20 protein-coding genes are annotated in these 21,085 nt (G+C 72.1%); 3 read left to right on the top strand and 17 right to left on the bottom strand.

Translation table 11 applies throughout. The features are described 5' to 3' along the window. Nucleotides 1-28: 28 nt before the first annotated feature. The 9 genes from ACFYL6_RS13505 to ACFYL6_RS13465 form a co-directional block, all read right to left on the bottom strand. The gene (locus ACFYL6_RS13505) at nt 29-1,129 is read right to left on the bottom strand and encodes an SGNH/GDSL hydrolase family protein (protein WP_387170917.1); all 1,101 of its coding nucleotides are present in this window, start codon (nt 1,127-1,129) and stop codon (nt 29-31) included. Next, nucleotides 1,126-1,425, bottom strand: a complete 300-nt coding sequence (locus tag ACFYL6_RS13500) for an antibiotic biosynthesis monooxygenase (RefSeq protein ID WP_387170915.1) — start codon at nt 1,423-1,425, stop codon at nt 1,126-1,128. The genes ACFYL6_RS13505 and ACFYL6_RS13500 overlap by 4 nt, the downstream gene beginning before the upstream one ends. Continuing rightward, the gene (locus ACFYL6_RS13495; protein WP_387170914.1) at nt 1,422-2,063 is read right to left on the bottom strand and encodes a TetR/AcrR family transcriptional regulator; all 642 of its coding nucleotides are present in this window, start codon (nt 2,061-2,063) and stop codon (nt 1,422-1,424) included. Before ACFYL6_RS13495 ends, ACFYL6_RS13500 begins: the two co-directional genes overlap by 4 nt. 173 nt (nt 2,064-2,236) lie before the next feature. Further along, nucleotides 2,237-5,077 (bottom strand): type I DNA topoisomerase, encoded by a 2,841-nt coding sequence (gene topA, locus ACFYL6_RS13490; protein ID WP_387170912.1) that lies wholly within the window; start codon nt 5,075-5,077, stop codon nt 2,237-2,239. 443 nt (nt 5,078-5,520) lie between these two features. Beyond that, complete coding sequence (locus ACFYL6_RS13485) at nt 5,521-6,297, bottom strand: hypothetical protein (RefSeq protein WP_387170910.1); 777 nt, start codon at nt 6,295-6,297, stop codon at nt 5,521-5,523. Further along, the gene (locus ACFYL6_RS13480; protein ID WP_387170908.1) at nt 6,288-6,827 is read right to left on the bottom strand and encodes a hypothetical protein; all 540 of its coding nucleotides are present in this window, start codon (nt 6,825-6,827) and stop codon (nt 6,288-6,290) included. Before ACFYL6_RS13480 ends, ACFYL6_RS13485 begins: the two co-directional genes overlap by 10 nt. Nucleotides 6,828-6,931: 104 nt before the next feature. Further along, nucleotides 6,932-9,292, bottom strand: a complete 2,361-nt coding sequence (locus tag ACFYL6_RS13475) for a sodium-translocating pyrophosphatase (RefSeq protein WP_387170906.1) — start codon at nt 9,290-9,292, stop codon at nt 6,932-6,934. Between the two features lie 316 nt (nt 9,293-9,608). Further along, entirely contained in the window at nt 9,609-10,046 is a 438-nt protein-coding gene (locus ACFYL6_RS13470) for an ATP-binding protein (protein ID WP_030334228.1), read from the bottom strand. Then, nucleotides 10,043-10,399, bottom strand: a complete 357-nt coding sequence (locus ACFYL6_RS13465) for an STAS domain-containing protein (protein ID WP_179781807.1) — start codon at nt 10,397-10,399, stop codon at nt 10,043-10,045. The genes ACFYL6_RS13470 and ACFYL6_RS13465 overlap by 4 nt, the downstream gene beginning before the upstream one ends. Nucleotides 10,400-10,587: 188 nt before the next feature. Here ACFYL6_RS13465 and ACFYL6_RS13460 point away from each other — a divergent pair, with 188 nt between their 5' ends. From ACFYL6_RS13460 to ACFYL6_RS13450, 3 genes are all read left to right on the top strand, one after another. After that, nucleotides 10,588-12,999, top strand: a complete 2,412-nt coding sequence (locus ACFYL6_RS13460) for a DEAD/DEAH box helicase (RefSeq protein ID WP_387171179.1) — start codon at nt 10,588-10,590, stop codon at nt 12,997-12,999. Nucleotides 13,000-13,098: 99 nt separating this feature from the next. Next, nucleotides 13,099-13,308 (top strand): hypothetical protein, encoded by a 210-nt coding sequence (locus tag ACFYL6_RS13455; RefSeq protein WP_091395467.1) that lies wholly within the window; start codon nt 13,099-13,101, stop codon nt 13,306-13,308. A 164-nt stretch (nt 13,309-13,472) separates the two neighbouring features. Continuing rightward, nucleotides 13,473-14,051, top strand: a complete 579-nt coding sequence (locus ACFYL6_RS13450; protein ID WP_196920693.1) for a hypothetical protein — start codon at nt 13,473-13,475, stop codon at nt 14,049-14,051. Between the two features lie 145 nt (nt 14,052-14,196). Here the strand turns inward: ACFYL6_RS13450 and ACFYL6_RS13445 are convergent, their stop codons facing one another. From ACFYL6_RS13445 to ACFYL6_RS13410, 8 genes are all read right to left on the bottom strand, one after another. Further along, the gene (locus tag ACFYL6_RS13445; RefSeq protein WP_387170903.1) at nt 14,197-14,622 is read right to left on the bottom strand and encodes an Rv3654c family TadE-like protein; all 426 of its coding nucleotides are present in this window, start codon (nt 14,620-14,622) and stop codon (nt 14,197-14,199) included. Then, a complete protein-coding gene (locus ACFYL6_RS13440) occupies nt 14,616-15,011 on the bottom strand; it encodes a TadE family type IV pilus minor pilin (RefSeq protein ID WP_387171177.1) in 396 nt (131 codons plus the stop codon). The genes ACFYL6_RS13445 and ACFYL6_RS13440 overlap by 7 nt, the downstream gene beginning before the upstream one ends. A gap of 47 nt (nt 15,012-15,058) precedes the next feature. Continuing rightward, the gene (locus ACFYL6_RS13435) at nt 15,059-15,226 is read right to left on the bottom strand and encodes a DUF4244 domain-containing protein (protein ID WP_387170901.1); all 168 of its coding nucleotides are present in this window, start codon (nt 15,224-15,226) and stop codon (nt 15,059-15,061) included. A 22-nt stretch (nt 15,227-15,248) separates the two neighbouring features. Then, nucleotides 15,249-15,851, bottom strand: coding sequence for a type II secretion system F family protein (locus ACFYL6_RS13430; protein ID WP_387171175.1), 603 nt, complete (start codon nt 15,849-15,851; stop codon nt 15,249-15,251). Between the two features lie 197 nt (nt 15,852-16,048). Continuing rightward, a complete protein-coding gene (locus tag ACFYL6_RS13425) occupies nt 16,049-17,338 on the bottom strand; it encodes a type II secretion system F family protein (protein ID WP_387170899.1) in 1,290 nt (429 codons plus the stop codon). Next, entirely contained in the window at nt 17,335-18,546 is a 1,212-nt protein-coding gene (locus ACFYL6_RS13420) for a TadA family conjugal transfer-associated ATPase (RefSeq protein WP_387170897.1), read from the bottom strand. Before ACFYL6_RS13420 ends, ACFYL6_RS13425 begins: the two co-directional genes overlap by 4 nt. Then, nucleotides 18,543-19,646 carry a septum site-determining protein Ssd gene (ssd, locus tag ACFYL6_RS13415; protein WP_387170895.1) on the bottom strand — a complete coding sequence of 368 codons (1,104 nt, stop codon included), beginning with the start codon at nt 19,644-19,646 and terminating at the stop codon, nt 18,543-18,545. Before ssd ends, ACFYL6_RS13420 begins: the two co-directional genes overlap by 4 nt. A gap of 233 nt (nt 19,647-19,879) precedes the next feature. Beyond that, nucleotides 19,880-21,070 (bottom strand): serine hydrolase domain-containing protein, encoded by a 1,191-nt coding sequence (locus tag ACFYL6_RS13410; protein WP_387170893.1) that lies wholly within the window; start codon nt 21,068-21,070, stop codon nt 19,880-19,882. Nucleotides 21,071-21,085 lie beyond the last annotated feature (15 nt).

Raw genomic sequence — 21,085 nt, 5'->3', positions numbered from 1 at the left:
TCGGTACGCGCCAGCGCGGTGCCCAGCGCTACAGCGCGAGGTCGTCCAGGTTCACGGCCTCGGCCATGGCCTCGGCGCCCCGGTCGTTCAGGTGCATACCGTCGCCGCTGTCCAGCGCGGGGTGGATGTGGTCGGGGGCGTCCGGGTCGGCGACAGCGCGCGCCACATCGAAGACGCCGTCGAAGGCGTCCGTGGTTCGGATCCAGTCGTTCACCTCGCGTCGGGTGGCGAGGCCCGCCGGGGTGCTGATCTCCGGGCCGGCGCCCGCGAACGGGCCGATGGTGGCGGCGGCGATCCGCAGGCCGGCGGCGTGGGCACGGTCGGCCAGCGCGCGGAAGCCCGCGACGAGGGCGTCGGCGGTGACGGGCGGCTCGCCCAGCATGGCCGGAAGACCGAGGTCGTTGATACCGAAGTGGACCAGGACGTGGGTCAGGGCCGGGATGGAGAGAACGTCGCGGTCGAAGCGCTTCAGCGCGTGTTCGCCGACGCCGTCCCGCAGGAGTCGGTTTCCGGCGATGCCCTGGTTGACCACCCACCCACGCTGCAGACGCCGGTTGAGGACGTCGACCGAGCGACGATTCGCGCTCGTCGTGGTGCCGACCCCTTCGAACCAGGAGTCGCCGAAGGCCACGGCGACGGCGGTGTCCCGTGAGGCCAGCACGTCGACGCCCGCGAGGTAGAACCTGGCCTCGACCTGCTCGGCCCCCACCAGCAGGGACGACGTGACGTGATTGCCGTCGACGATCCGGGCGAGCTCCGCAGGCTTGTGGGAATGGGTGGCCAGACCGGTCCGCTCCGGAAGGTAGAGACTCACCACCAGGTCCGTGCCGGCCGCGACGGGGATGTCCACCGGGTCGGTGACGGCCTCCTCGCCCGCCGGGATGACGTGGCGTTCGACGCCGTCGACGGTGAGCGCGGCCCGCTGCCCACCGACGGCGACCGTGGCGGCCCCGATGGTCAGTGGAGTACGGCCGTAGCGGTTCGTCAGCCGTACCCGGAAGGCCTCCCCGCCGCCGGCCAGGTGCAGCACCTGACGAACGGTCTGGTCGGCGAAGCCACGGGGCTCGCTGAACTGCAGCTGCTCGTACGGACTGAGCAACCCGGTACGGAAACCGGCGGTCCAGATCATGGCTGGTCCAGGTCGGTAGTGGTGCCCTCCTCGCTGCTGATCACCGAGTCGATCAGGGAGAAGAACGTCTGGATGCCGGGCCGGTTGGCGCCCCGGCGGCGGGACTCGGCGTAGTCCTCGGAGGAGGCCCAGAAGACGATGTCCAGCCATTCGTCGGCCGCCAGCCGGATCAGTCGCGCGTCGAGGAAGCCGGCACGGTCGGCCTGGAAGTCGCGCAGCATCGCCGGCCGCGCGGCCAGCAGGGCGTCCGCGCGCTCGGCGGGGACGCGGAAACGGGTGATCTCGACGGTGGTCATCGTGCCTCGATCCGTTCGGGTTGGGAGCCGTTGACGCCCAGCATCAGCCGAAGCTGGGTCAGGAGGACATCGCGGAAGTCCACGGGCGCCGGCGTGGGGTCGTGCTGGACGCGAAAGATGATCAGGCCGGCCAGCGCCGAGAGCAGGAGGTCCGTCACCGCCTCGGCGTCGTGGGCCAGCGTGAACGCACCCCGGGCGGCGCCTTCCCGGACGGCGGCCAGGAAGGGCGCCCGGTACCGCTCCTGCACGGTGGCGCTGTAGTCGCGGAGTTCGTCGTCGCGCATCGCGGAGCGCCAGAACTCCACCAGCACCTGCCGGGTCTGCTCCGAGTTGTGCAGGCTGCGGTCGACCATCGCGACGAGTCGTCGCCACGGATCGTCCTCGCCGGCGGAGACGGCCCGCAGGGCCTCCACCTCCCGGTCGGTGAACACCTGCATGGCCTCGATGATCATGTCTTCGCGGGAGCCGAAGTAGGTCTGCAGGGTGCTGATCGCGACACCGCCGGCCGCCGACACGTCCGCGAAGCGGGTGTTCTCGTACCCACGGGTGGCCAGCACGCCGGCCACGGCGTCGAGAACGGCGTCCCGCTTCTCCCCGCCCGCGCGCCTCTTGCGGATCATCTCGACCCCGGCGGGCACGGCTCACGACTCATCGGCATGGCCATACGGTACGGCGGTACCGGCGAAACCGCGAAGGCCTCAGCCTCTCGCGTGACCCGGAACACCAAAAAGTAGATCTTGGACAGTTTCCGTTCAGGCAAGACGGAAACTGTCCAAGATCTGGAGGAACAGGCGCCACCCGGCGCGGGGGGCTACTCCGTGCTGGTGGCGGCCTTGCGCGGGGCGGCCTTCTTCGCCGGAGCCTTCTTCGCCGTCGTCGCCTTGGCCGTGGTGGTCTTCTTCGCGGCCGTGGACTTGCTGGCGGCCGCCGTCTTCTTGGTGGCCGTGGCCTTCTTGGCGGGCGCCTTCTTCGCCGCCGCCTTCTTGCGCGGCGCCGGACCCTTCGCCCGCTTCTCGGCCAGCATCTCGGATGCTTCCTCGATGGTCAGCGCCTCCGGCGTCTGCCCACGCCGCAGGGACGCGTTGAACTCCCCGTCGGTCACGTACGGGCCGAACCGGCCGTCCTTGATCACCAACGGCTTCTCGGTCGCCGGGTCCACGCCCATCTCGCGCAGCGGCGGTGCCGCCGCTCGCCGTCCACGGGCCTTCGGGGCGGCCAGCAGAGCCAGCGCCTCGTCCAGGCCGACAGTGAACATCTGGTCCTCGGACTCCAGCGAACGGAACTCCTCGCCCCGCTTGACGTACGGGCCGTAGCGGCCGTTGTTCGCGAAGACCTCGACGCCGTCCGGCGCGACACCGATCAACCGGGGAAGGCTGAGCAGCTTGAGCGCCTCCTCCAGGGTCAGCGAGTCCGGGGTCTGCGTACGCAGCAGCGACGACTTCCGCTCGCCGCTGGACACGTACGGGCCGAACCGGCCGGACTTGAGCACGATCGGCTCGCCGGTGGCGGGGTCGTCGCCGAGCTTGCGCTCGCCGCTGCCGCCGAGGAACAGCTCGTGCACCTTCTCCGGGGTCAGCTCGTCCGGGGCCAGGCCCTCGGGGATCGGCGCCCGGTCACCCTGGGTGCCGCCCTCCTCGCCCTCACCCGAAGCCGCAGCCGGTGCCGGCTGCTCGCCGCCGGGCAGCTCCCGTTGCAGGTACGGCCCGTACCGGCCAACCCGCACGACGACCTCGCGGCCGTCGTCGTCGGTGAAGAGCGGGATGGAGTTGACGCTGCGGGCGTCGATGTCACTGAGGTTCTCGGTGACCAGCTTCTTGAGCCCGCCGGAACGGGCGATGTCCTGGTCACCGGCACCGTTGGAGCTGCCGAAGTAGAACGCCGTGAGGAAGTCGACCGCCGCGTGGTCACCGCCGGCGATCTCGTCCAGCTCGTTCTCCATGGTGGCGGTGAAGTCGTAGTCGATCAGGCGCGGGTAGTGCCGCTCCATCAGCCCGATCACCGCGAAGGCCAGGAAGGTCGGGATCATCGCCTGGCCGCGCTTGGTGACGTACCCCCGGTCCTGGATCGTCTGCATGATCGACGCGTAGGTGGACGGGCGGCCGATGCCCAGCTCTTCCAGGGCCTTGACCAGCGACGCCTCGGTGTAGCGCGACGGCGGCTGGGTGTGGTGGCCCTGCGCGGCCAGCTCGTCGGCGGTCAGCGGCTGGTCCTTGACCAGGGTGGGCAGCCGGCGCTCGGCGTCCTCGGCCTCGGCGTTCTCGTCGTCGCTCGACTCGACGTACGCCCGCAGGAAGCCCGGGTCGGTGATGGTCTTGCCGGTCGCGCCGAAGTCGGCTTCCTCCTGCGAGGTGGAGACCGCCCGGATGCGCACCGACACGCTGGAGCCGACCGCGTCGGTCATCTGCGAGGCGATGGTGCGCCGCCAGATCAGCTCGTAGAGCTTGAACTCCTCGGCGGACAGCTCCTTGGCCACCTCGCCCGGGGTACGGAAGTTGTCCCCCGCCGGGCGGATCGCCTCGTGCGCCTCCTGCGCGTTCTTCACCTTGCCGGTGTAGCGACGCGGCTCCGGCGGAACGCTGCGCTCGCCGTACAGCTCGACGATCTGTCGGCGGGCCGCCGAGATGGCGGTCTCCGACAGGTTGACCGAGTCGGTACGCATATAGGTGATGTAGCCGTTCTCGTACAGGCGCTGCGCGGTGCGCATCGTCTGCTGCGAGGACAGGCGCAGCTTGCGGGCCGCCTCCTGCTGCAGGGTCGAGGTGATGAACGGCGCGTAGGGGCGACGGCGGTAGGGCTTCTCCTCGACCCGGGTAACGGTGAACGGACGCCCCTCCAGCCGGGCCGCGAGACCCCGGGCGCCACTCTCGTCGAGGTGCACGACGCCAGCACCGGCCCGGACGCGACCGGTGGTCGGCTCGAAGTCCTTACCGGTGGCGATCCGGTCACCGTTCAGGGCGATCAGGGTGGCGTTGAACGCGCGCGGACCCTCACCGGCGTTGGCCACCGCGAGGGTGGCCAGGATGTCCCAGTATTCGGCGGTGCGGAAGGCCATCCGCTGCCGTTCCCGCTCGACCACGATGCGGGTCGCCACGGACTGCACCCGGCCTGCCGAGAGCCGCGGCATGACCTTCTTCCACAGCACCGGGGAGACCTCGTAGCCGTACAGGCGGTCGAGGATCCGGCGGGCCTCCTGGGCGTCGACCAGATCGCGGTCGATCTCCCGGGGGTTGGCCACCGCCGCCTGGATCGCCGGCTTGGTGATCTCGTGGAAGACCATCCGCTTGACCGGCACCTTGGGCTTGAGCGTCTCGACCAGGTGCCAGGCGATCGCCTCGCCCTCGCGGTCCTCATCCGTCGCCAGGAAGATCTCGTCGACCTCCTTGGCCAGCTTCACCAGCTTGCTGATCTGCTGCCTACGGTCGGCGGAGACGACGTAGAGCGCCTGGAAGCCGTTGTCGACGTCCACCCCGAGCCGGGCCCAGGGCTCCTTCTTGTATTTGGCCGGCACGTCGGCAGCGTTGCGCGGCAGGTCGCGGACGTGACCGAAGCTGGCCTCCACGACGTACCCCGGGCCAAGGTAGCCCGAGATCGTCTTGGCCTTCGCCGGTGACTCGACGATGACCAGACGGGTGGTTCCAGCGTTGCTTGGCACGTCTCTCCCCGACCTCACTCCTGCTCGTGGTCTGCCGGCGCCCGGACAGCGACCGCTTTCGACCCCGCCGTCGCACCGGCGGTCCGGATGTCCAACGTAACGCGCCGCCCGCGTTTCGGGTTTCGCGGGCCGCAAACCGCTTCGGCGCGGCGGTCGACGCCGCCCCACCGCGCTCGGCACTGCCGGACGGCGCCACCGTACACCGTGAGTAGAGCTCGAAGCGGGTCACTGTGACGATGGCGGGCCCACGACCGAGGTCCGACCCGCCCGTTTTCGGCCTGGTTCGACCCGCCGGCTGTCCGGCACCGGACACCCGGCCGCCCCACCCCCGGGCCGCCGCCCAACCCCGTCGATCATGGACTTGTGGTGGGCGTTTTAAGCCCGGACACGCGGTACGTCCCCCACCACAACTCCATGATCGACCCCGGTGAAGGGTGGGTGGATCAGGTTGGCCAGGCGTGGGCCGGTGCCGCGCGGGGCGGTCCGCCGACCAACTCGGCGAGCCGGGCCAACCGGCGGCGGCCGGTGATCCGGTACGCCGGGCCGCCCTCACCCGGGCCGAGCAGCGTCCCCGCCAGCCCCGCCGCGCCGAGCGCCACGCCGATCGACTCCCAACACTCCTGGTCGTCGGCGCCCAGCCGGAACAGAAAGCAGTCGGGAGGCTCCGGCGTCCCGGCGGCGGCGAGCCACAGCCGCAACCGCCGGCCGGTCAGGTGGAACGCAGCCGGCGGGCGCTTCGTCGTACCGTGCAGCCAGGCCGCAGCGAGCGGCTTCAAGACCCGGGTGTACGACGTACGGACGGCGTGTCGCTCGCCCTCGGTCGGCTCCCAGGTGGCCGCCAGCCCGCGCGACGCCAGTTCGGCGACGAGCACGTGCACCCGCCAGGCGGCGTCCACCTGCACCGAGAGACGGGCGGTGCCGCCCATCCGGACCACCTCACCCGGCCCGGCGAGCAGCCCGGCCAGGTCGGCGACGGTCGGTTCGGCCGCATCCGCGCCGAAGAAGACAAGTTGCCGGGCCGCGTCGCCAGTCTGGGGCGGGCCGGTCTGAGCCGAGCCGTTCTGCAGCGGGCCGTCGTGGGACGGGCCGCCTTGCGACGAGCCGTTCTGCGGCGCGCCGCCGCGGCGTCGCCCGGAAGTGGGCGTGTCGGACTCAGGCGCGGGAAACAGCGCCGGGGGCGGCTGCGCCTTCCCGGTGTCACCGAGCCCGCTCAGCGACACTCCGGCACCTCGTCGAATGCCTGTTTCAACTCCTCGGAGTTGAGCTTGCTGGTGTCCAGCGCGCTGGCGTCGTACTCCTTGTTGAGGGTCTCCACGGCGGCCCGCACGCCGTCGTAGAAGGCGGTCGGCTCGCCGGTGCCCAGGCCGTCGATGGTGTCCCGGGCCCGACCGTACGCGTCCCGCATCTTCCCCAGCGAGCTGCGGAAACCCGCGGAGATGGCCTCGCCGTTGTCGGCCTCCGGGACGCCCGCCTTCTCCACCTTGCGGCGCGCGGCCTCGCTGGCCTGCTCCGCCCCGTCGAAGAGCCGCACCAGGTTCTCCTTGGCCTGCGCCGGCGTGGTCTGCGCGGTCATCTGCTCATCGGTGCTGCTGGTCAGCTTGTTGATCTCGGAGCGCCAGGGGGTGAGGGCGCCGCAGACCGAGGCCGCCCAGGCCCGTGGGCTGGGACCCCCGCCGCAGCCGGCCAGGACGACGATCGTGGCCAGGACCACCGTGAGCTTTCCGGCGGCAGACGCCCGGCACGTACGCATGCGTTGCAGCGTACGGCCTTTGGCCAGGTGTGGCACCGGGCCGGACGGCCGGGGTCCCCGGTCGACGGGCTACGTCGACCGGGGACCCCGGGACCGTTCCTGGGTCAGGCGTTTACCGTCTCCGGGCGGTGATCGGTGCTGCCCGCGCCGGTGTTGCCATCGGCGTCCGAGTCGGACATCGCGATGCCCTTGCGCTTGCTGAACACCACCGACGCCACGATGATCAGCGTCGCGACCAGGGCGATGCCGACCCGCAGGCCGACGTTGCGCTCGTCGCCGACGCTCCAGGCCACCACGGCGGGAGCGATCAGCAGCGAGACCAGGTTCATCACCTTGATCAGCGGGTTGATCGCCGGGCCGGCGGTGTCCTTGAACGGGTCACCGACGGTGTCGCCGATGACCGTGGCGGCGTGCGCCTCGGAGCCCTTGCCGCCGTACGCGCCGTCCTCGACCAGCTTCTTGGCGTTGTCCCAGGCCCCACCGGAGTTGGACAGGAACACCGCCATCAGGGTGCCGGCACCGATCGCACCGGCCAGGTACGCCGCGAGCGCGCCGGGCCCGAGGCCGAAGCCGACCGCGATCGGCGCCAGGATGGCGAGCAGGCCGGGGGTCATCAGCTCGCGCTGCGCGTCCCGGGTGCAGATGTCGACGACCTTGCCGTACTCCGGGCGCTGGGTGCCGTCCATGATGCCGGGCAGCTCACGGAACTGCCGGCGGACCTCCATCACCACGGCACCCGCCGAGCGGGACACCGCGTTGATGGCCAGTCCGGAGAAGAGGAAGACCACCGCCGCACCGATGATCAGGCCGACCAGGTTGCGCGGGTTCGCCACGTTCAGCGCGTTGAGGATCTCGTTGCCGACGTCGCCCACGCCAGCCGTCGCGTACGCGCTGCTGAGCGTGTCGGTGTACGAGCCGAACAGCGCGGTCGCGGCCAGCACCGCGGTGGCGATCGCGATGCCCTTGGTGATCGCCTTGGTGGTGTTGCCGACCGCGTCCAGCTCGGTCAGCACCCGAGCGCCGTGCTCGTCGATGTCGCCGGACATCTCGGCGATGCCCTGGGCGTTGTCGGAGATCGGCCCGAAGGTGTCCATGGCGACAATCACGCCGACCGTGGTGAGCAGGCCGGTGCCGGCCAGCGCCACCGCGAACAGCGAGAGCGTGATGGAGCTGCCGCCGAGGAGGAACGCGCCGAAGACGCCGGCGCCGATCAGCAGCGCCGAGTAGACCGCCGACTCCAGACCGATGCTGATGCCGGCCAGGATCACGGTCGCCGCACCGGTCTGCGAGCTCTTGCCGATGTCCTGCACCGGTCGCCGGTTGGTCTCGGTGAAGTAGCCGGTCAGCGCCTGGATCGCGGCGGCCAGCACGATGCCGATCACGACCGCGCCGATGGCCACCAGTCGCGGGTTGCCAGAGGCGTCGGTGAGGCCACTGTCGAACTCGCCGAAGGTCGCCGGCAGGTACGCGTAGGCGGCGATCGCCACCAGCACCGCGGAGAGCACCGCCGACAGGTAGAAGGCCCGGTTGATCGCGGTCAGGCCGTTACGGTCGGACGCGCGCAGCCGGGTGATGAATACGCCGACGATCGCGATCAGCACGCCGATGGTGGAGATGATCAGCGGGAAGACCAGGCCCTGCTCGCCGAAGGCGGCGCGGCCGAGGATCAGCGCGGCGACAAGCGTGACGGCGTACGACTCGAACAGGTCGGCGGCCATGCCGGCGCAGTCACCGACGTTGTCGCCCACGTTGTCGGCGATGGTGGCGGCGTTGCGCGGGTCGTCCTCGGGGATGCCCTGCTCGACCTTGCCGACCAGGTCGGCGCCGACGTCGGCGGCCTTGGTGAAGATGCCGCCGCCCACCCGCATGAACATCGCGAGCAGCGCGGCGCCGAAGCCGAAGCCCTCCAGCACGGTGGGCGCGTCACCCCGGTAGACGAGGACGACAAGCGCCGCACCGAAGAGGCCGAGGCCGACGGTGAGGAAGCCGACGACGCCGCCGGTCCGGAAGGCGATCTTCATGGCCGCCTCGCGGCCACCTGCCCGCTCCCTCGCGGCGGCGGCCACGCGCAGGTTGGCCCGGGTGGCCAGCCACATGCCCGCTCCGCCGATGAACGCGCTGAACAGGGCGCCCACCACGAAGAAGAGCGAGCGGCCGAGCTTCACCGCGAGCTCACTGCCACCGGTGTCGTGCACCGGGAGCAGGAAGAGCAGCACCACGGCGACGACGACGAAGATCGCCAGGGTGCGGAATTGACGGAGCAGGTAGGCCGAGGCGCCCTCCTGGACCGCCCCCGAGATCTCCTGCATTTTCTCGGTGCCCTTACCAGCGGCCAGCACCGTTTTTGTCAGGGCGGCAGCGAAACCGAGCGCCACCAGCGCGACAACCGCGGCGATGACGACGTAGGTGACATTGCTTCCGGTAAGGGAAAGCCCGCCGCCGTCGGCGGCCAAGGTCTCGGACATCTGTGTCCTCCTGTTACCGAACAATCGCGCCGGTGAGTGGAGACGCACTGACCGACGCCTGGATGCGGACTCGCAAGCGCGCGCCAACCCACCAGCGGACCAGCGATGAACACCCATACCCGCTGGCTGCGGGATGGGTCACTTGCTGACAACCCGGGTACTGTAGCCCTCCGCAGTGTTGGAGGTCACATCCAGGTGGCACCGTGTCGCGATGATCTTCGTCGCTGTGTTATGAAACGAAATCTGATATAGGGCCCGATCCATGCAAAGAAGGCCGCATCCCCGGCAGGGGACGCGGCCTACGCAGCGGATCTGATCAGCGGCCGACCGGCCACACCATCCGTACCTCGGTGCCGATGCCCTCGTCGACCGGGCGCACCTGCAGGTCCTCGACGAAGCCGGCGAGCAGCGCGAAGCCGACGCCGGTGGTCAGCGCCTCGTCGGTGAGCGACTCGTTGGCCAGCTCGTCCGGCGGCAGCGCGGTCAGACCGATACCCGCCTCGATCGGCGCCCGGTCCACCACCCGCACGGCGTACGAGCCACCGTCGGACATCTCCACCAGCACCGGGTCGGCCAGGCCGTACTGCCGGTGCAGGGCCACCGCGCGCGTGCACGCCTCACCGATGGCCAGGCGCACCTCGTCCAGCAGGTCCTCCCGGACCCCGGCCCGACGGGCGACGGCGACGCCGACCAGGCGGGCGGTGCGCACGTGCACCGGGGCGGGCGAGAACGAGAGCTTGACTGTCGCCATCACGCGCCGGCGCCCGCCGAGTCGGCGCTGATCGCCGCGTCGACCGTCGGGTGCAGCGGAAACACCTGGTCCAGTGCGGTGATCCGGAAGATCTTGAGCAGCGGCTCCTTGTCGCAGACCAGGGCGAACGAACCGCCGGCCGAGCGGAGCCGCTTGAGCGCGCCGACCAGCACGCCCAACCCGGTGGAGTCGAGGAAATCCACCCGACCGAGGTCGACCACCACGTGACGAGCACCACCGTCGATCAGTTCGAGGAGTCGTTCACGGAGCCGGGGCGCGGTGTAGACGTCCACCTCACCACCGACCTCGAGCACCGTGTGCTCGCCCACGGTGCGGGTCGCCAGTGACAGCTCCATCGGTCCTCCTCGCCAGAGCCGTAAACTCTCGTGGGCATCTAACCACTACCGCCGGGACGGCCTGCGGACGCCAGCGGAGGCTACCCCTTACCCCGGTGTCCGACTTTTCATCTCCGAACACCAGTGCGAGAGTGCAGGGCGTGACCTCCAACGACTTCAGCTCAGCGCGCGGTACGCCGCGTCACGACCTGGAGTCGTCGTCCGCGGCCACCGTATCCGCTGGTCCCGGCCCCGGGCCAGCGCCGGTCGACCTGCTGCGCCGGCTACGCGCCCGGGGCGCCGCCGACCCGGTCACCCACGTCGAGCGGGTACCGGCCCGCGCCGGGGTGCCCGCGCCGTGGCCGTCGTGGGCACCGACGGAACTACGCGCGGCGTTCGCCCGGCGCGGCGTGGTCGCGCCCTGGCAGCACCAGGCCGAGGCGGCCACCCTGGCGTACGAGGGCCAGCACGTCGTCGTCGCCACCGGCACCGCGTCCGGCAAGTCACTGGCGTACCAGCTACCGGCCCTGGCCACCCTGCTCGCCGACCCCCGGGCCACAGTGCTCTACCTGGCGCCGACCAAAGCGCTCGCCGCGGACCAGTTACGCGCCGTCGCCACGCTGGAGCTGGAGGGGGTACGCCCCGCCTGCTACGACGGGGACACTCCGCGCACCGAACGGGAGTGGATCCGCCGGCACTCCCGGTTCGTGCTGACCAACCCCGACATGCTGCACCACGGCATCCTGCCCGGGCACGCCCAGTGGTCCGGCTTCCTGCGCCGACTCGCGTACGTGGTGATCGACGAGTGCCACACCTACCGGGGCGTGTTCGGCTCGCACGTCGCGCACGTGCTGCGTCGGCTGCGACGGCAGTGCGCCCGGTTCGGGGCCACCCCGGTGTTCGTGCTCGCCTCGGCGACCTCCGGCGACCCGGCCACCGCCGCCGGACGGCTGACCGGCCTGCCGGTGACGGCGGTCACCGAGGACGCCTCCCCCCGCGGCGGGGTGACCTTCGCGCTCTGGGAGCCGCCGCTGCTGCCACCCGAGTCGAGTTCGTCCTCCCCGGTGCCGCCGCAGGCGACGGGCGACGGCTCCTCACCTCCGGCGCCCTCGCAGGCGACGGGCGACCACGACGAGCTTCGCCAGGTCCGCCGGTCGGCGCTGCGCGAGACCGCGGACCTGCTCGCCGACACGGTCGCCGAGGGGGTACGCACACTCGCGTTCGTCCGCTCCCGCAAGGGCGCCGAGGTGGTGGCCGCCAACGCGCGTCGAGCGCTGGACGACGCGGTGCCGGGGCTCGGCGACCGGGTGGCCGCCTACCGGGGCGGTTACCTGCGGGAGGAGCGGCGCGAGTTGGAACGGGCCCTGCTGCACGGCGACCTGCTCGGCCTGGCCTCGACCAACGCGCTGGAGCTGGGCGTGGACCTGGTCGGGCTCGACGCGGTACTGATCTGCGGCTACCCCGGCACCCGGGCGTCGCTGTGGCAGCAGGCCGGCCGCGCCGGGCGTTCCGGCCAGGAGGCCCTCGCGGTGCTGGTGGCCCGGGACGACCCCCTGGACACCTACCTCGTACACCACCCGGAGGCCATCTTCGGCGCGCCGGTGGAGGCGACGGTGCTCGACCCGGCCAACCCGTACGTGCTGGCACCGCAGCTCGCCTGCGCCGCGGTGGAGGCGCCGCTCACCCCGGCCGACCTGGCGCTCTTCGGCGAGGGGGCGAAGGAGGCTGTCGACGAGCTGGTCGCGGCGGGGGCGCTGCGGCAACGGCCCACCGGTTGGTACTGGCGGCACCGGGAACGGCCCGAGGTGGACCTGCGCGGCGAGGGCGGCGCCCCGGTCGCCGTGGTGGAGTCGTCGACCGGCCGGCTGCTCGGCACTGTCGACGGCGGCTCGTCGCACTTCCTGCTGCACTCCGGCGCGGTCTATCTGCACCAGGGCGTCTCGTACGTGGTCGACCAACTGGACCTCGCCGACGGTTGCGCGCTGGTGCGCGCCGAGGAGCCGGACTGGTCCACCCACGCCCGGGACGTCACCGACCTGTCCGTGGTGTCGGTGCGCTCCTACGTGGACGCCGGGCCGGTCGGCATGTTCCTCGGTGAGGTGGATGTGACCAGCCAGGTGGTGTCGTACCAGCGGCGGCGGATCGCCACCGGCGAGGTGATCGACACCCGGCCGCTGGACCTGCCCACCCGGGAGCTGCGCACGGTGGCGGTCTGGTTCACGCTGTCACCGCAGTCGTTGGCCCTCGCCGGGGTCCAGCCCGCCGATGTGCCGGGTGCGCTGCACGCCGCCGAACACGCCGCGATCGGCCTGCTGCCGCTGATGGCCACCTGCGACCGGTGGGACATCGGCGGGCTCTCCACCGCGCTGCACCCGGACACCGAGGCGCCGACCGTCTTCGTCTACGACGGGCATCCGGGCGGCGCCGGGTTCGCCGAGCGGGCGTACGGGACGGCGGCGGCGTGGCTGCGGGCCACCCGGGACGCGATCGCGGAGTGCGGCTGCGAGACCGGCTGCCCGTCCTGCGTGCAGTCACCGAAATGCGGCAACGGCAACAACCCTCTCTCCAAGCCGGACGCGATCCGGGTCCTCGACGTGGTGCTGACGAACCTGCCGGCCTGAACAGCTTGCATGAATCGGCATGGCACGGGGCACAATGGTTTGGGAGCGCTTCCATCGATGCCTATGTTGCTGATCGCCCCGCGTGCCCGAGGAGAAGCTGTGGCCGACACCATCGCCGAGACCGTCGACCTGCTCTACACCATCGACCAGGACAATCTCACCCTCGACCAGCAGATCGCGCTGGGGTCGGCACTGGCCGCCCTGGCCCAGGCGGAACGGCTGGAACAGATCAACGAGCGGCTGCGCGGCATCCACCAGGTTCTGAACACCTGGGCGCTGCGAGCCGCGACGTCCGCCGACAGTCGCTGAGGTTTCCTGGAGTGATCCTGCTAGGGCACCAGTGATCACTCCGTGCTGGGTAGTCGTCCGGCGGGCCTCGACGGCTACCCAGCAGCAACTGGTCGCGGGTGGCAGGGGCGCGACGCTTGTCGGGCTGTGCGAGACTCCGGCGCACCAACCCCAGAGGAGTTCACATGCAGCTCGACAACTTGCAGGGCCAGCACCAGTTCCACATCCGCCAGCGACTGCGCATGATGGTCAACCAGTACGAGGTCCGGGCGGTCTCCCCGGACGGCACCGAGGGTGAGCTGCTGGCGTTCGCGCAGCAGAAGCGGCTCGCCTTCAAGGAGCAGGTGACCATCTACACGGATGACTCCAAGCAGCAGCCGCTGCTCGGCTTCAAGGCCCGCCAGCGCATCGACCTCGGTGCCACGTACGACGTCACCGACGCGGCCGGCAACCCGATCGGCCTGTTCCGCAAGGACTTCGCCCAGTCGCTGCTGCGGTCCACCTGGCACGTCGAGCAGGCCGGCCTGCCGCAGGTGACGGGCCAGGAGCGCAGCATGCCGGTGGCACTGCTGCGTCGGTTCGTCGACTCGCTGTCCTGGCTGCCGTACCACTTCGACTTCACCGCAGGTGGCCAGCCGGTCTTCACCGTGGTCAAGAAGTGGGGCCTGCGCGACAAGTACATCGTCGAGGTGCAGAACCCGCAGATCGACCGCCGCCTGGTCATCGCGATGGCCGTCGCCCTCGACGCGCTCCAGGCCCGCTGACACACCCGGCCCGGACCAGGGCGGCGCGGTGGCCCTTCGCGGTCGCCGTCGCGGCCACCCACTCCTCGGCTGCCGGCCGGGACCTGGACCTCGACCAGTCCCGGCCGGTAAGCCGTCGGCACCGCTCCCAGCACGCCGTCGTGGGTCAGCCCCGCACCGGGCCCGCACGGGCGCTCGCCGCGGCCACCCGGGTCAGGCCGGGTAGTGGCGTGAACGCCACCTCGACCGTCACCAGCACGTCCAACCCGTCGAGGTGACAGCCGACCAGCCGGCCATCGTTACGAGCGGCGAGGTCGGACGCGGACGCGCAAGCCACGGCGTCGCCGTCTAGTGCCCGGGCTGCCCCGGCCAGCGCGCCGAGGTCGGCTGCTACGGCCGCCCGCTGCCTCGCCATACCGGTGGCGACGATGGCGGCGCCGAACGTCCCGAACACCACGAAGACGATCCCCATCGCCAGCAGCAGAACCGTCGCGCCACCTCGCTGCCGGTCTGGCCGACCATCAACGAGCCCTCCGGCAGCCGGCGGGTGACCGGCGCGGTGTGACGGGTCACCAGTTCGTGGCACTACCAACTCCCCTCCTGAGCGCCCGGTTCGACGGCGGCGACTGCGGTGGCGACCACGGTGATGCGCGGTAGCCGGCCGCCCAACGTCCGGACGGGCGCCCGTACCGTCGCCTGCACCCGGTCACCGTCGACGGACACCGACACCGCCGCCCCCGGCGGCGCCGCCCGACCGCCCTCCGCGCTGCCGTCCGCGCCCCGGGCGGCGGCGAGCGCCGCCTCCCGGGCCGCGTGCAGGCAGCCCGCCTGAGCGCTGACGGCGTTGACCGCGGTCAGGCCGGCCAGCAGGAGCAGGAGCAGCGCCGGCAGGCCGGCCGCCAGTTCGGCGGTGAAGGATCCCCGGTCCCCGCAGGCCGCCCGTACGAGGACGCGATGTCTCCGCCCGCCGCGTGCTGCCAGCTCGAAAACGCTCGACCCTGAATCGCGGCCGGCCCGCCGGCGCTCGATCACTTCAGTGCCCGGTCGATGACGGCGGTCAGCGCCGACTGGACGTTGGCGGAGGTCAGCACCTTCAACAGGATCCCGGCGAAGGCGACCGCGGCGAGAGTGCCGACGGCGTACTCGGCCGTGTTCATTCCGGCATCGCCGCGTAGGCGACCGATGAGTTTGCGCATGACTGTTTCCCTTCTCGATGGGTCAGAGCACATCGCCGAGAACGGCGACGATCACCGGCACGAGTCCGGCGAGAATGAACGCCGGCAGGAAGCACAGCCCCAGCGGCAAGACGATGAGCACCCCCGCCCGGCGGGCCGATGCCTCGGCGGCGGTGGCCCGGTCGGCACGCAGGTCGTCGGCGAGCCGGGTCAGTGCGCCGGCCAGGGCGGCACCACTGTTGGCCGAGCGCAACGCCGCCGCGGTCAGCCGCTCCGCGCCGGGCACGCCGTCCAGCGCGGACCATGCCTCCGCTGGGCCACCACCGAGCAGCAGCGTGCGGCCAACCCGGGCCAACCGGCTGGCGAGCGGCCCGTCCAGTGCCTCGGCGACGGCCAACACCGAGCGATCCACCGGGGCGCCCGCCCGCATCGCCGCGGCCAGGAGGTCGGCGGCGAGCGGCAGGTCAGCGGCCTCCTGCTGCCGCCGCTTGCGAACAGCGGGCGACTCGATCCGGCGCAGCAGGACATCAAGCAGGAATGCGGCCGGAAGAGCGGCGAGCAGCCCGAACCAGCCCTCGACGCCGATGGCCACGGCGAGCCCACCCAGCACCGCCGCGAGCCGGATCACGTCCGGCCGCCGCCGCAGACTGGAGTTGGGCTGGCTCGCCGAGCCGGACTGGCTGGCTGAGCCGTGCTGGCTGGCTGAGCCGTGCTGGCTCGCCGAACTGAGCTGGCCGGCGTAAGTGGGCTGGCTCGCCGAGCTGAGCTGGCTCGCCGAGTTGGTCCGGCCGGCGTAGTTGGGCTGGCCGGCCGAGCTGGGCTGGCCGGCTCGGTTCCGGAGCGTCATTCGGCCCGTCCCGGTGTCGCGCCCAGCCGTTCTGCCCAGAGGAGGCCCACGACCTGTAGGGCAACCGCGACGACCGCGCAGGCTCCGCCGACCGCGCTGTGCAGCAGCACCGCCATGGGGTCGACGCCGATCCCGTACCCGAGCGCGATTCCGCCGATCGGCAGCGCCGCCAGTAGCCACGCCGTGGCCCGGGCACCGGCCGCCTGGGCCGCCGCTGCGGCCAGCCCTCGGTCGGTCGCCCGAGCGTCCGCCTCGATCCGCTCGACGAGTTCCGCCAGCGGCGCGCCGGTCCGGTCGGCCAACCGCACCGCCGCCGAGGTCAGCTGAGATAGGCGGCCTGCCCCGTCACGCTCGACGGCCGCGACCTCCAGCGCGTGTAGGACGGGCAGGCCGGCCCGTAGGTCCGCCGCGAGGCCGCAGAGCTGGTCCAGCCCACGTCGACGGCTCCGCTCGGCGCTTCGGTTCACTCGCCACCGCAGCACGGCGCGCACAGCCAGCGTGCCGTACCCGGCTACCGCGACGGCGGCCACCGGACCGCCGACCACGGCACCCACACCGCCGCCGAACAGACCGACCAGCGGCAACAGTCGGGTCGTCGATCGCGAGGTGCGCCACGACGGAGGCGTTCGGTCGGTCAGGCCGACACGCTCGTGGTCCCGGCAATCGGCATTCGCACACCCGGCGGCTGCCGGCACACCGGACGCGTCGCCCCGACAGCCGATGTCCAGGTCGCCGTGCCCATCGGCGGTTGCCGTGCCGGAGCCGTCGTTCCGACCGGCCACTTCCACACCGCTGACACCGATCGTGGTCGTGGCCGCCGACGCGGCAGCCCGTTGGCCCGCTCCGAGCGAGGTAATGGCCACCTCCAGCGGGGCGGCGGCGGTCGGGCGTCGGGGATCCCGACGAGCCGGCGGGCGCGTCGGGCCCTCCGGACGCCTGAACCCGCCTGCCGTTCCGAGCCACCTCGGGCTGCGGGTGACATCCCGGTCGGGCCAGCCAAGCGCCGTCCGCGTTCCGTTGGAACCCGCGGTGGTACCCGGCTCATGGGCGATGCCGACCGGATGACCCGAGGTCGGGGCAACGCCGGTGCCGTCGACCGGTCCGTCCGGCGTGCGACCGAGTTCCCTGATCCACTGCACCAGGGCGTCATCCGGATCGACGCCGCCGCCCCTGCGTCCCGGCGTCAGGACGCGACGTCGACGGGCCCGCATGCTTTGCACGGGCCAGGCCACCAGGGCGGCGGCGGCCAGGAGCAGCGCCGCCACCAGCAGCGTCTCGCCAGTCATGCCGGACCCGCCGATCCGGGCCACGGCTCGCTGAGGATGGGTGGCACCGCCACCCCACGCTCCCGCAGCAGCGCCCCGAGGGCACGGGCGGCGAGCCCGAGCCCACTGCCGCGCACCCAGGCGGGCACCACGGTCACCATCCGTTCGGGCCCCTCAGGCAGCAGCAGGCAGACCGACTCCAGCACGCGGCCCCGGTCGCCACGTCGCACCTGGAACAGCACCTGCAACGCGGCGGCCACCTGGGCGTGCAGCGCGGCGCGCGGCAGCCCACCCAACATGCCCAGGGCCTCCAACCGGGCTGGCACGTCCGACGGTGTGTTGGCGTGCAGCGTGCCGGCGCCCCCGTCGTGGCCGGTGTTGAGCGCGGCCAGCAGGTCAACCACCTCACCGCCCCGGCACTCCCCGACCACCAGCCGGTCCGGGCGCATCCGCAACGCCTGCCGGACCAGGTCCGCCAGACTGACCACGCCCGTGCCCTCCACATTGGCGGTACGCGCCTGGAGCCCCACCACGTGCGGATGCCCCGGACGCAGCTCGGCGGCGTCCTCCACCAGCACGATCCGCTCGGTGGCCGGCACCATCCCCAGCAGTGTGTTGAGCAGGGTCGTCTTGCCCGACCCCGTGCCCCCGGTCACCAGGTACGCCAGTCGGGCCGCGACGACGGCGGCGAGCAGTGGCGCCAGCGGTCGTGGCACGGTCCCCTGGCGCACCAACTCGTCGAGGGTGAACGGCCGGTGTCGGAAGGTCCGCAGCGACAGATAGGGGCCTTCGGTCGCCACCGGCGGCAGCACGGCGTGCAGTCGGGTGCCGTCGGGAAGACGTGCGTCCGCGTACGGGGAACCGTCGTCGAGTCGCCGTCCCGCGCTGGCGATCAGCCGCTGCGCCAACCGGCGGACATCCTCCACCGAGCCCATCGGCACCGGGACCTGGTGCAGCCCCGATCCGCGGTCGACCCAGACCCGAACGCCGTTGACGAGGACGTCGGTGACCTCCGGGTCGGCGAGCAGCGGCGCCAGCGGCCCGGCGCCGACGAGGTCGTCGCGCACCCGGTCGGCGATCCGCAGCATGGCCGTGTCACCGAGCACCGCGGCGGTGGGCTCGGCCCGTACCGCGGAGACGATCGCCGCCGCGGTGACCGGGGTGGTGGCGGCGGCGATCCGCTGCCGTACCCGGGCGGCGAGCGTGCCGTCCTCCGGCCCGGCGGTCATGCCGCACCCGTAGCCGGCACGCCGGTGAGGTCGGTGACGATCCGTTGGCACAGTGCGGCCAGCGGGCCCTTGCCCCCGGCGGCCGGCGCCTCGCCCCGCTCCAGCCCACGGCAGAGCCCCGGCTCGGGGCGCAGCGTGCCGGCCAGGGGAAGGCCCAGGGCGCGTGCCACCTCGGTCGCCCGCAGCCGCCCCGGGGCAGGCCCGCGCACCACCACCGAAAGTGCAGCACAGTGCGGGGCTGCCGCGGCCACCACCCGAGTGGCCGCCGCGGTGGCCCGCAACTCGGCCGGCACGACGACGAACGTCTGGTCGGCGGCCTGCAACGCCACCACGGCCGCGTCGTCCAACTGTCGGGGCAGGTCGATCACCACGAAGTCCCGCCCACGCCGGGCCGCGTCGACGGTCGCCGCCATCGCCGTCGCCGGCAACGCCAGCATCTCGCCGCGGTCCCAGGAGAGCACCACGAGATCGCCCCTGCTGGGCAGAGCCTGCACCAGCGCCGGGGCGTCCACCCGCCCGTCGGCGCTGGTGAGCGACGGCCAGCGCAGGCCTTCCAACTGCTCCCAGCCCAGCACGAGGTCGAGGCCACCACCGAGCGGGTCGGCGTCGACCAGGAGGGTGCGCAGCCGGGCGCGCGCGGCGGTCACCGCAAGACCACCGGCGAGCACACTCGCGCCCGCACCACCCCGGCCACCGAGGACCGCGACGACCCGGGCGCCGACGCCGGCCGGACGGTCCGGGTCATGCTCGGCGAACCGATCCACCAGCCACGGCTCCGCGGCCGGCAGCGTGGCGACGTGCTCGGCCCCGATCAGCTCGGCGATCTGCCAGCCGGGGTCGAGCTGACCGGCCCGGCCGAGCAGCACCAGCCGGGGTCGCTGCGGCAACCGGGCGCGCAGACACGCCTGCGCCTGATCGGCGCCGAGCAGCACCAGGGGCGCGGGAAGCCAACGGGTACGGGCAGCCGCCGGGTCGCGGGCGAGCTCCACCTCGGTCCCGCCGACGGCGGCGAGCCGGAGCACATCATCGAGCAGATCGTCGTCGCCGGTGACGACCAGCGGGAGCCGGCGGATCGGCGGAACCGTGGTACGGGGTGGCATCGCGGCCTCCAGCGGTCGGACTCTGGTATGCCGCCGACCCTGCTCGGAATCCGCCCCACGAGCCGCCCCGATGTCGTCGCCTGTGGACAACCGGGCGGGCTGTGGAAAACCCCCGCCAAGACAGTTGATCTGCTACGAGCGCGGGCAAGTCCGCAGCTACTGCCGCTGCCCAAAAACCAGCGGGGCCGCTCCCGGAAGGAGCGACCCCGAAGTCAGCCGTCATGCATGGCCAGTCAGTCGTCGATCGCCTGGTAGACGGTGGTCCAGAAGTCGTGCCACATCGGCAACCGCTGGTCGCCCGCGTGCGCCCGCTGCATGAACACGATCGTCGTCAGGTCCTCGGCGGGGTCGTTGTACCAGGCGGTGCCGTAGAAGCCGGGCCACCCGTAGCTGCCGACCGAGGGCCCGAGGTGCGTACGGCGGGTCCGGACCGACATTCCGAAACCCCAGCCGATGGCGTCGAAGTATCCGGGCCAGAACCCGGAGACGGCCTTCTGCGTTGGGGTCAGGTGGTCGCTCGTCATCAGCGTCACCGCCGGCCGCGACAGCACCCGCTCACCCCCGTGGGCGCCGCCGGCGAGCAGCGCCGAGGCGAAGGCCAGGTAGTCCTGCGCCGTCGAGACGAGCCCGCCGCCACCGGACTCGAATGCCCGCGGTCGACTGAACCGCCCGTCGGGAGCGTCCTCGACGACCGGCTCGCCGGTGGCGGCGTTGTCCTGCTCGTACGCCGTCGCGAACCGGCCGAGGCTCTCGCTACCCACGCTGAAGGCGGTGTCGGCCATCCCCAGTGGCTTGCAGACCCGCTCACGGATGGCATCCCCGAAGGACATGCCGGTGGCCCGGGCGATGAGCACGCCTGTCACGTTGGCGGCGGTGTCGTACATCCAGCGCTCACCCGGCTGGTGGACGAGCGGAAGGTCACCGAGCTGGCGGATCCACTCGTCCGGCGACTGATATTCGAATGCGTTCAGCGCGTCGGCGATCGGGACCGTTCCCGGCTCGGCTGGGACCATGCCGGTGCCAAGGGTGCCGTCCAGGACGTCCCGCAGCGTTATCGGGCGGTTCGCCGGGACGGTGTCGTCCAGCGGGCCGTCGGGATCGGCGAGCACGGTCATGTCCGCCAGCTCTGGAAGGAGATCGTCGACCGGCTCGTCGAGGCGGAGGGTGCAGTCCTCGACGAGGGCCATCGCACACGCGGCGACGATCGGCTTCGTCATCGAGCCCAGGCGACAGATCGTGTCGGCCGCCATCGACGTCTGCGACCCTGGGCCCTCGAACGCGAGCTGACCCGTCGCCTCGATGTGCACCTCGCCGTGTCGGGCGAGGACGGCCACCATGCCCGGAACGAAGCCGGACTCGACGTGGCGCTCAAGCAACCCCCGAACCCGGGCCAGCCGCTTCGACGAGAAGCCACCAGCGGCCACGTGTTTCCTCCTCAG

The organism is Micromonospora sp. NPDC007208 (assembly GCF_042869175.1).
Taxonomy (GTDB): domain Bacteria; phylum Actinomycetota; class Actinomycetes; order Mycobacteriales; family Micromonosporaceae; genus Micromonospora; species Micromonospora foliorum.
The sequence above is the reverse complement of the archived record's forward strand: the minus strand, read 5'-3'. Positions and strand labels throughout refer to the sequence as shown.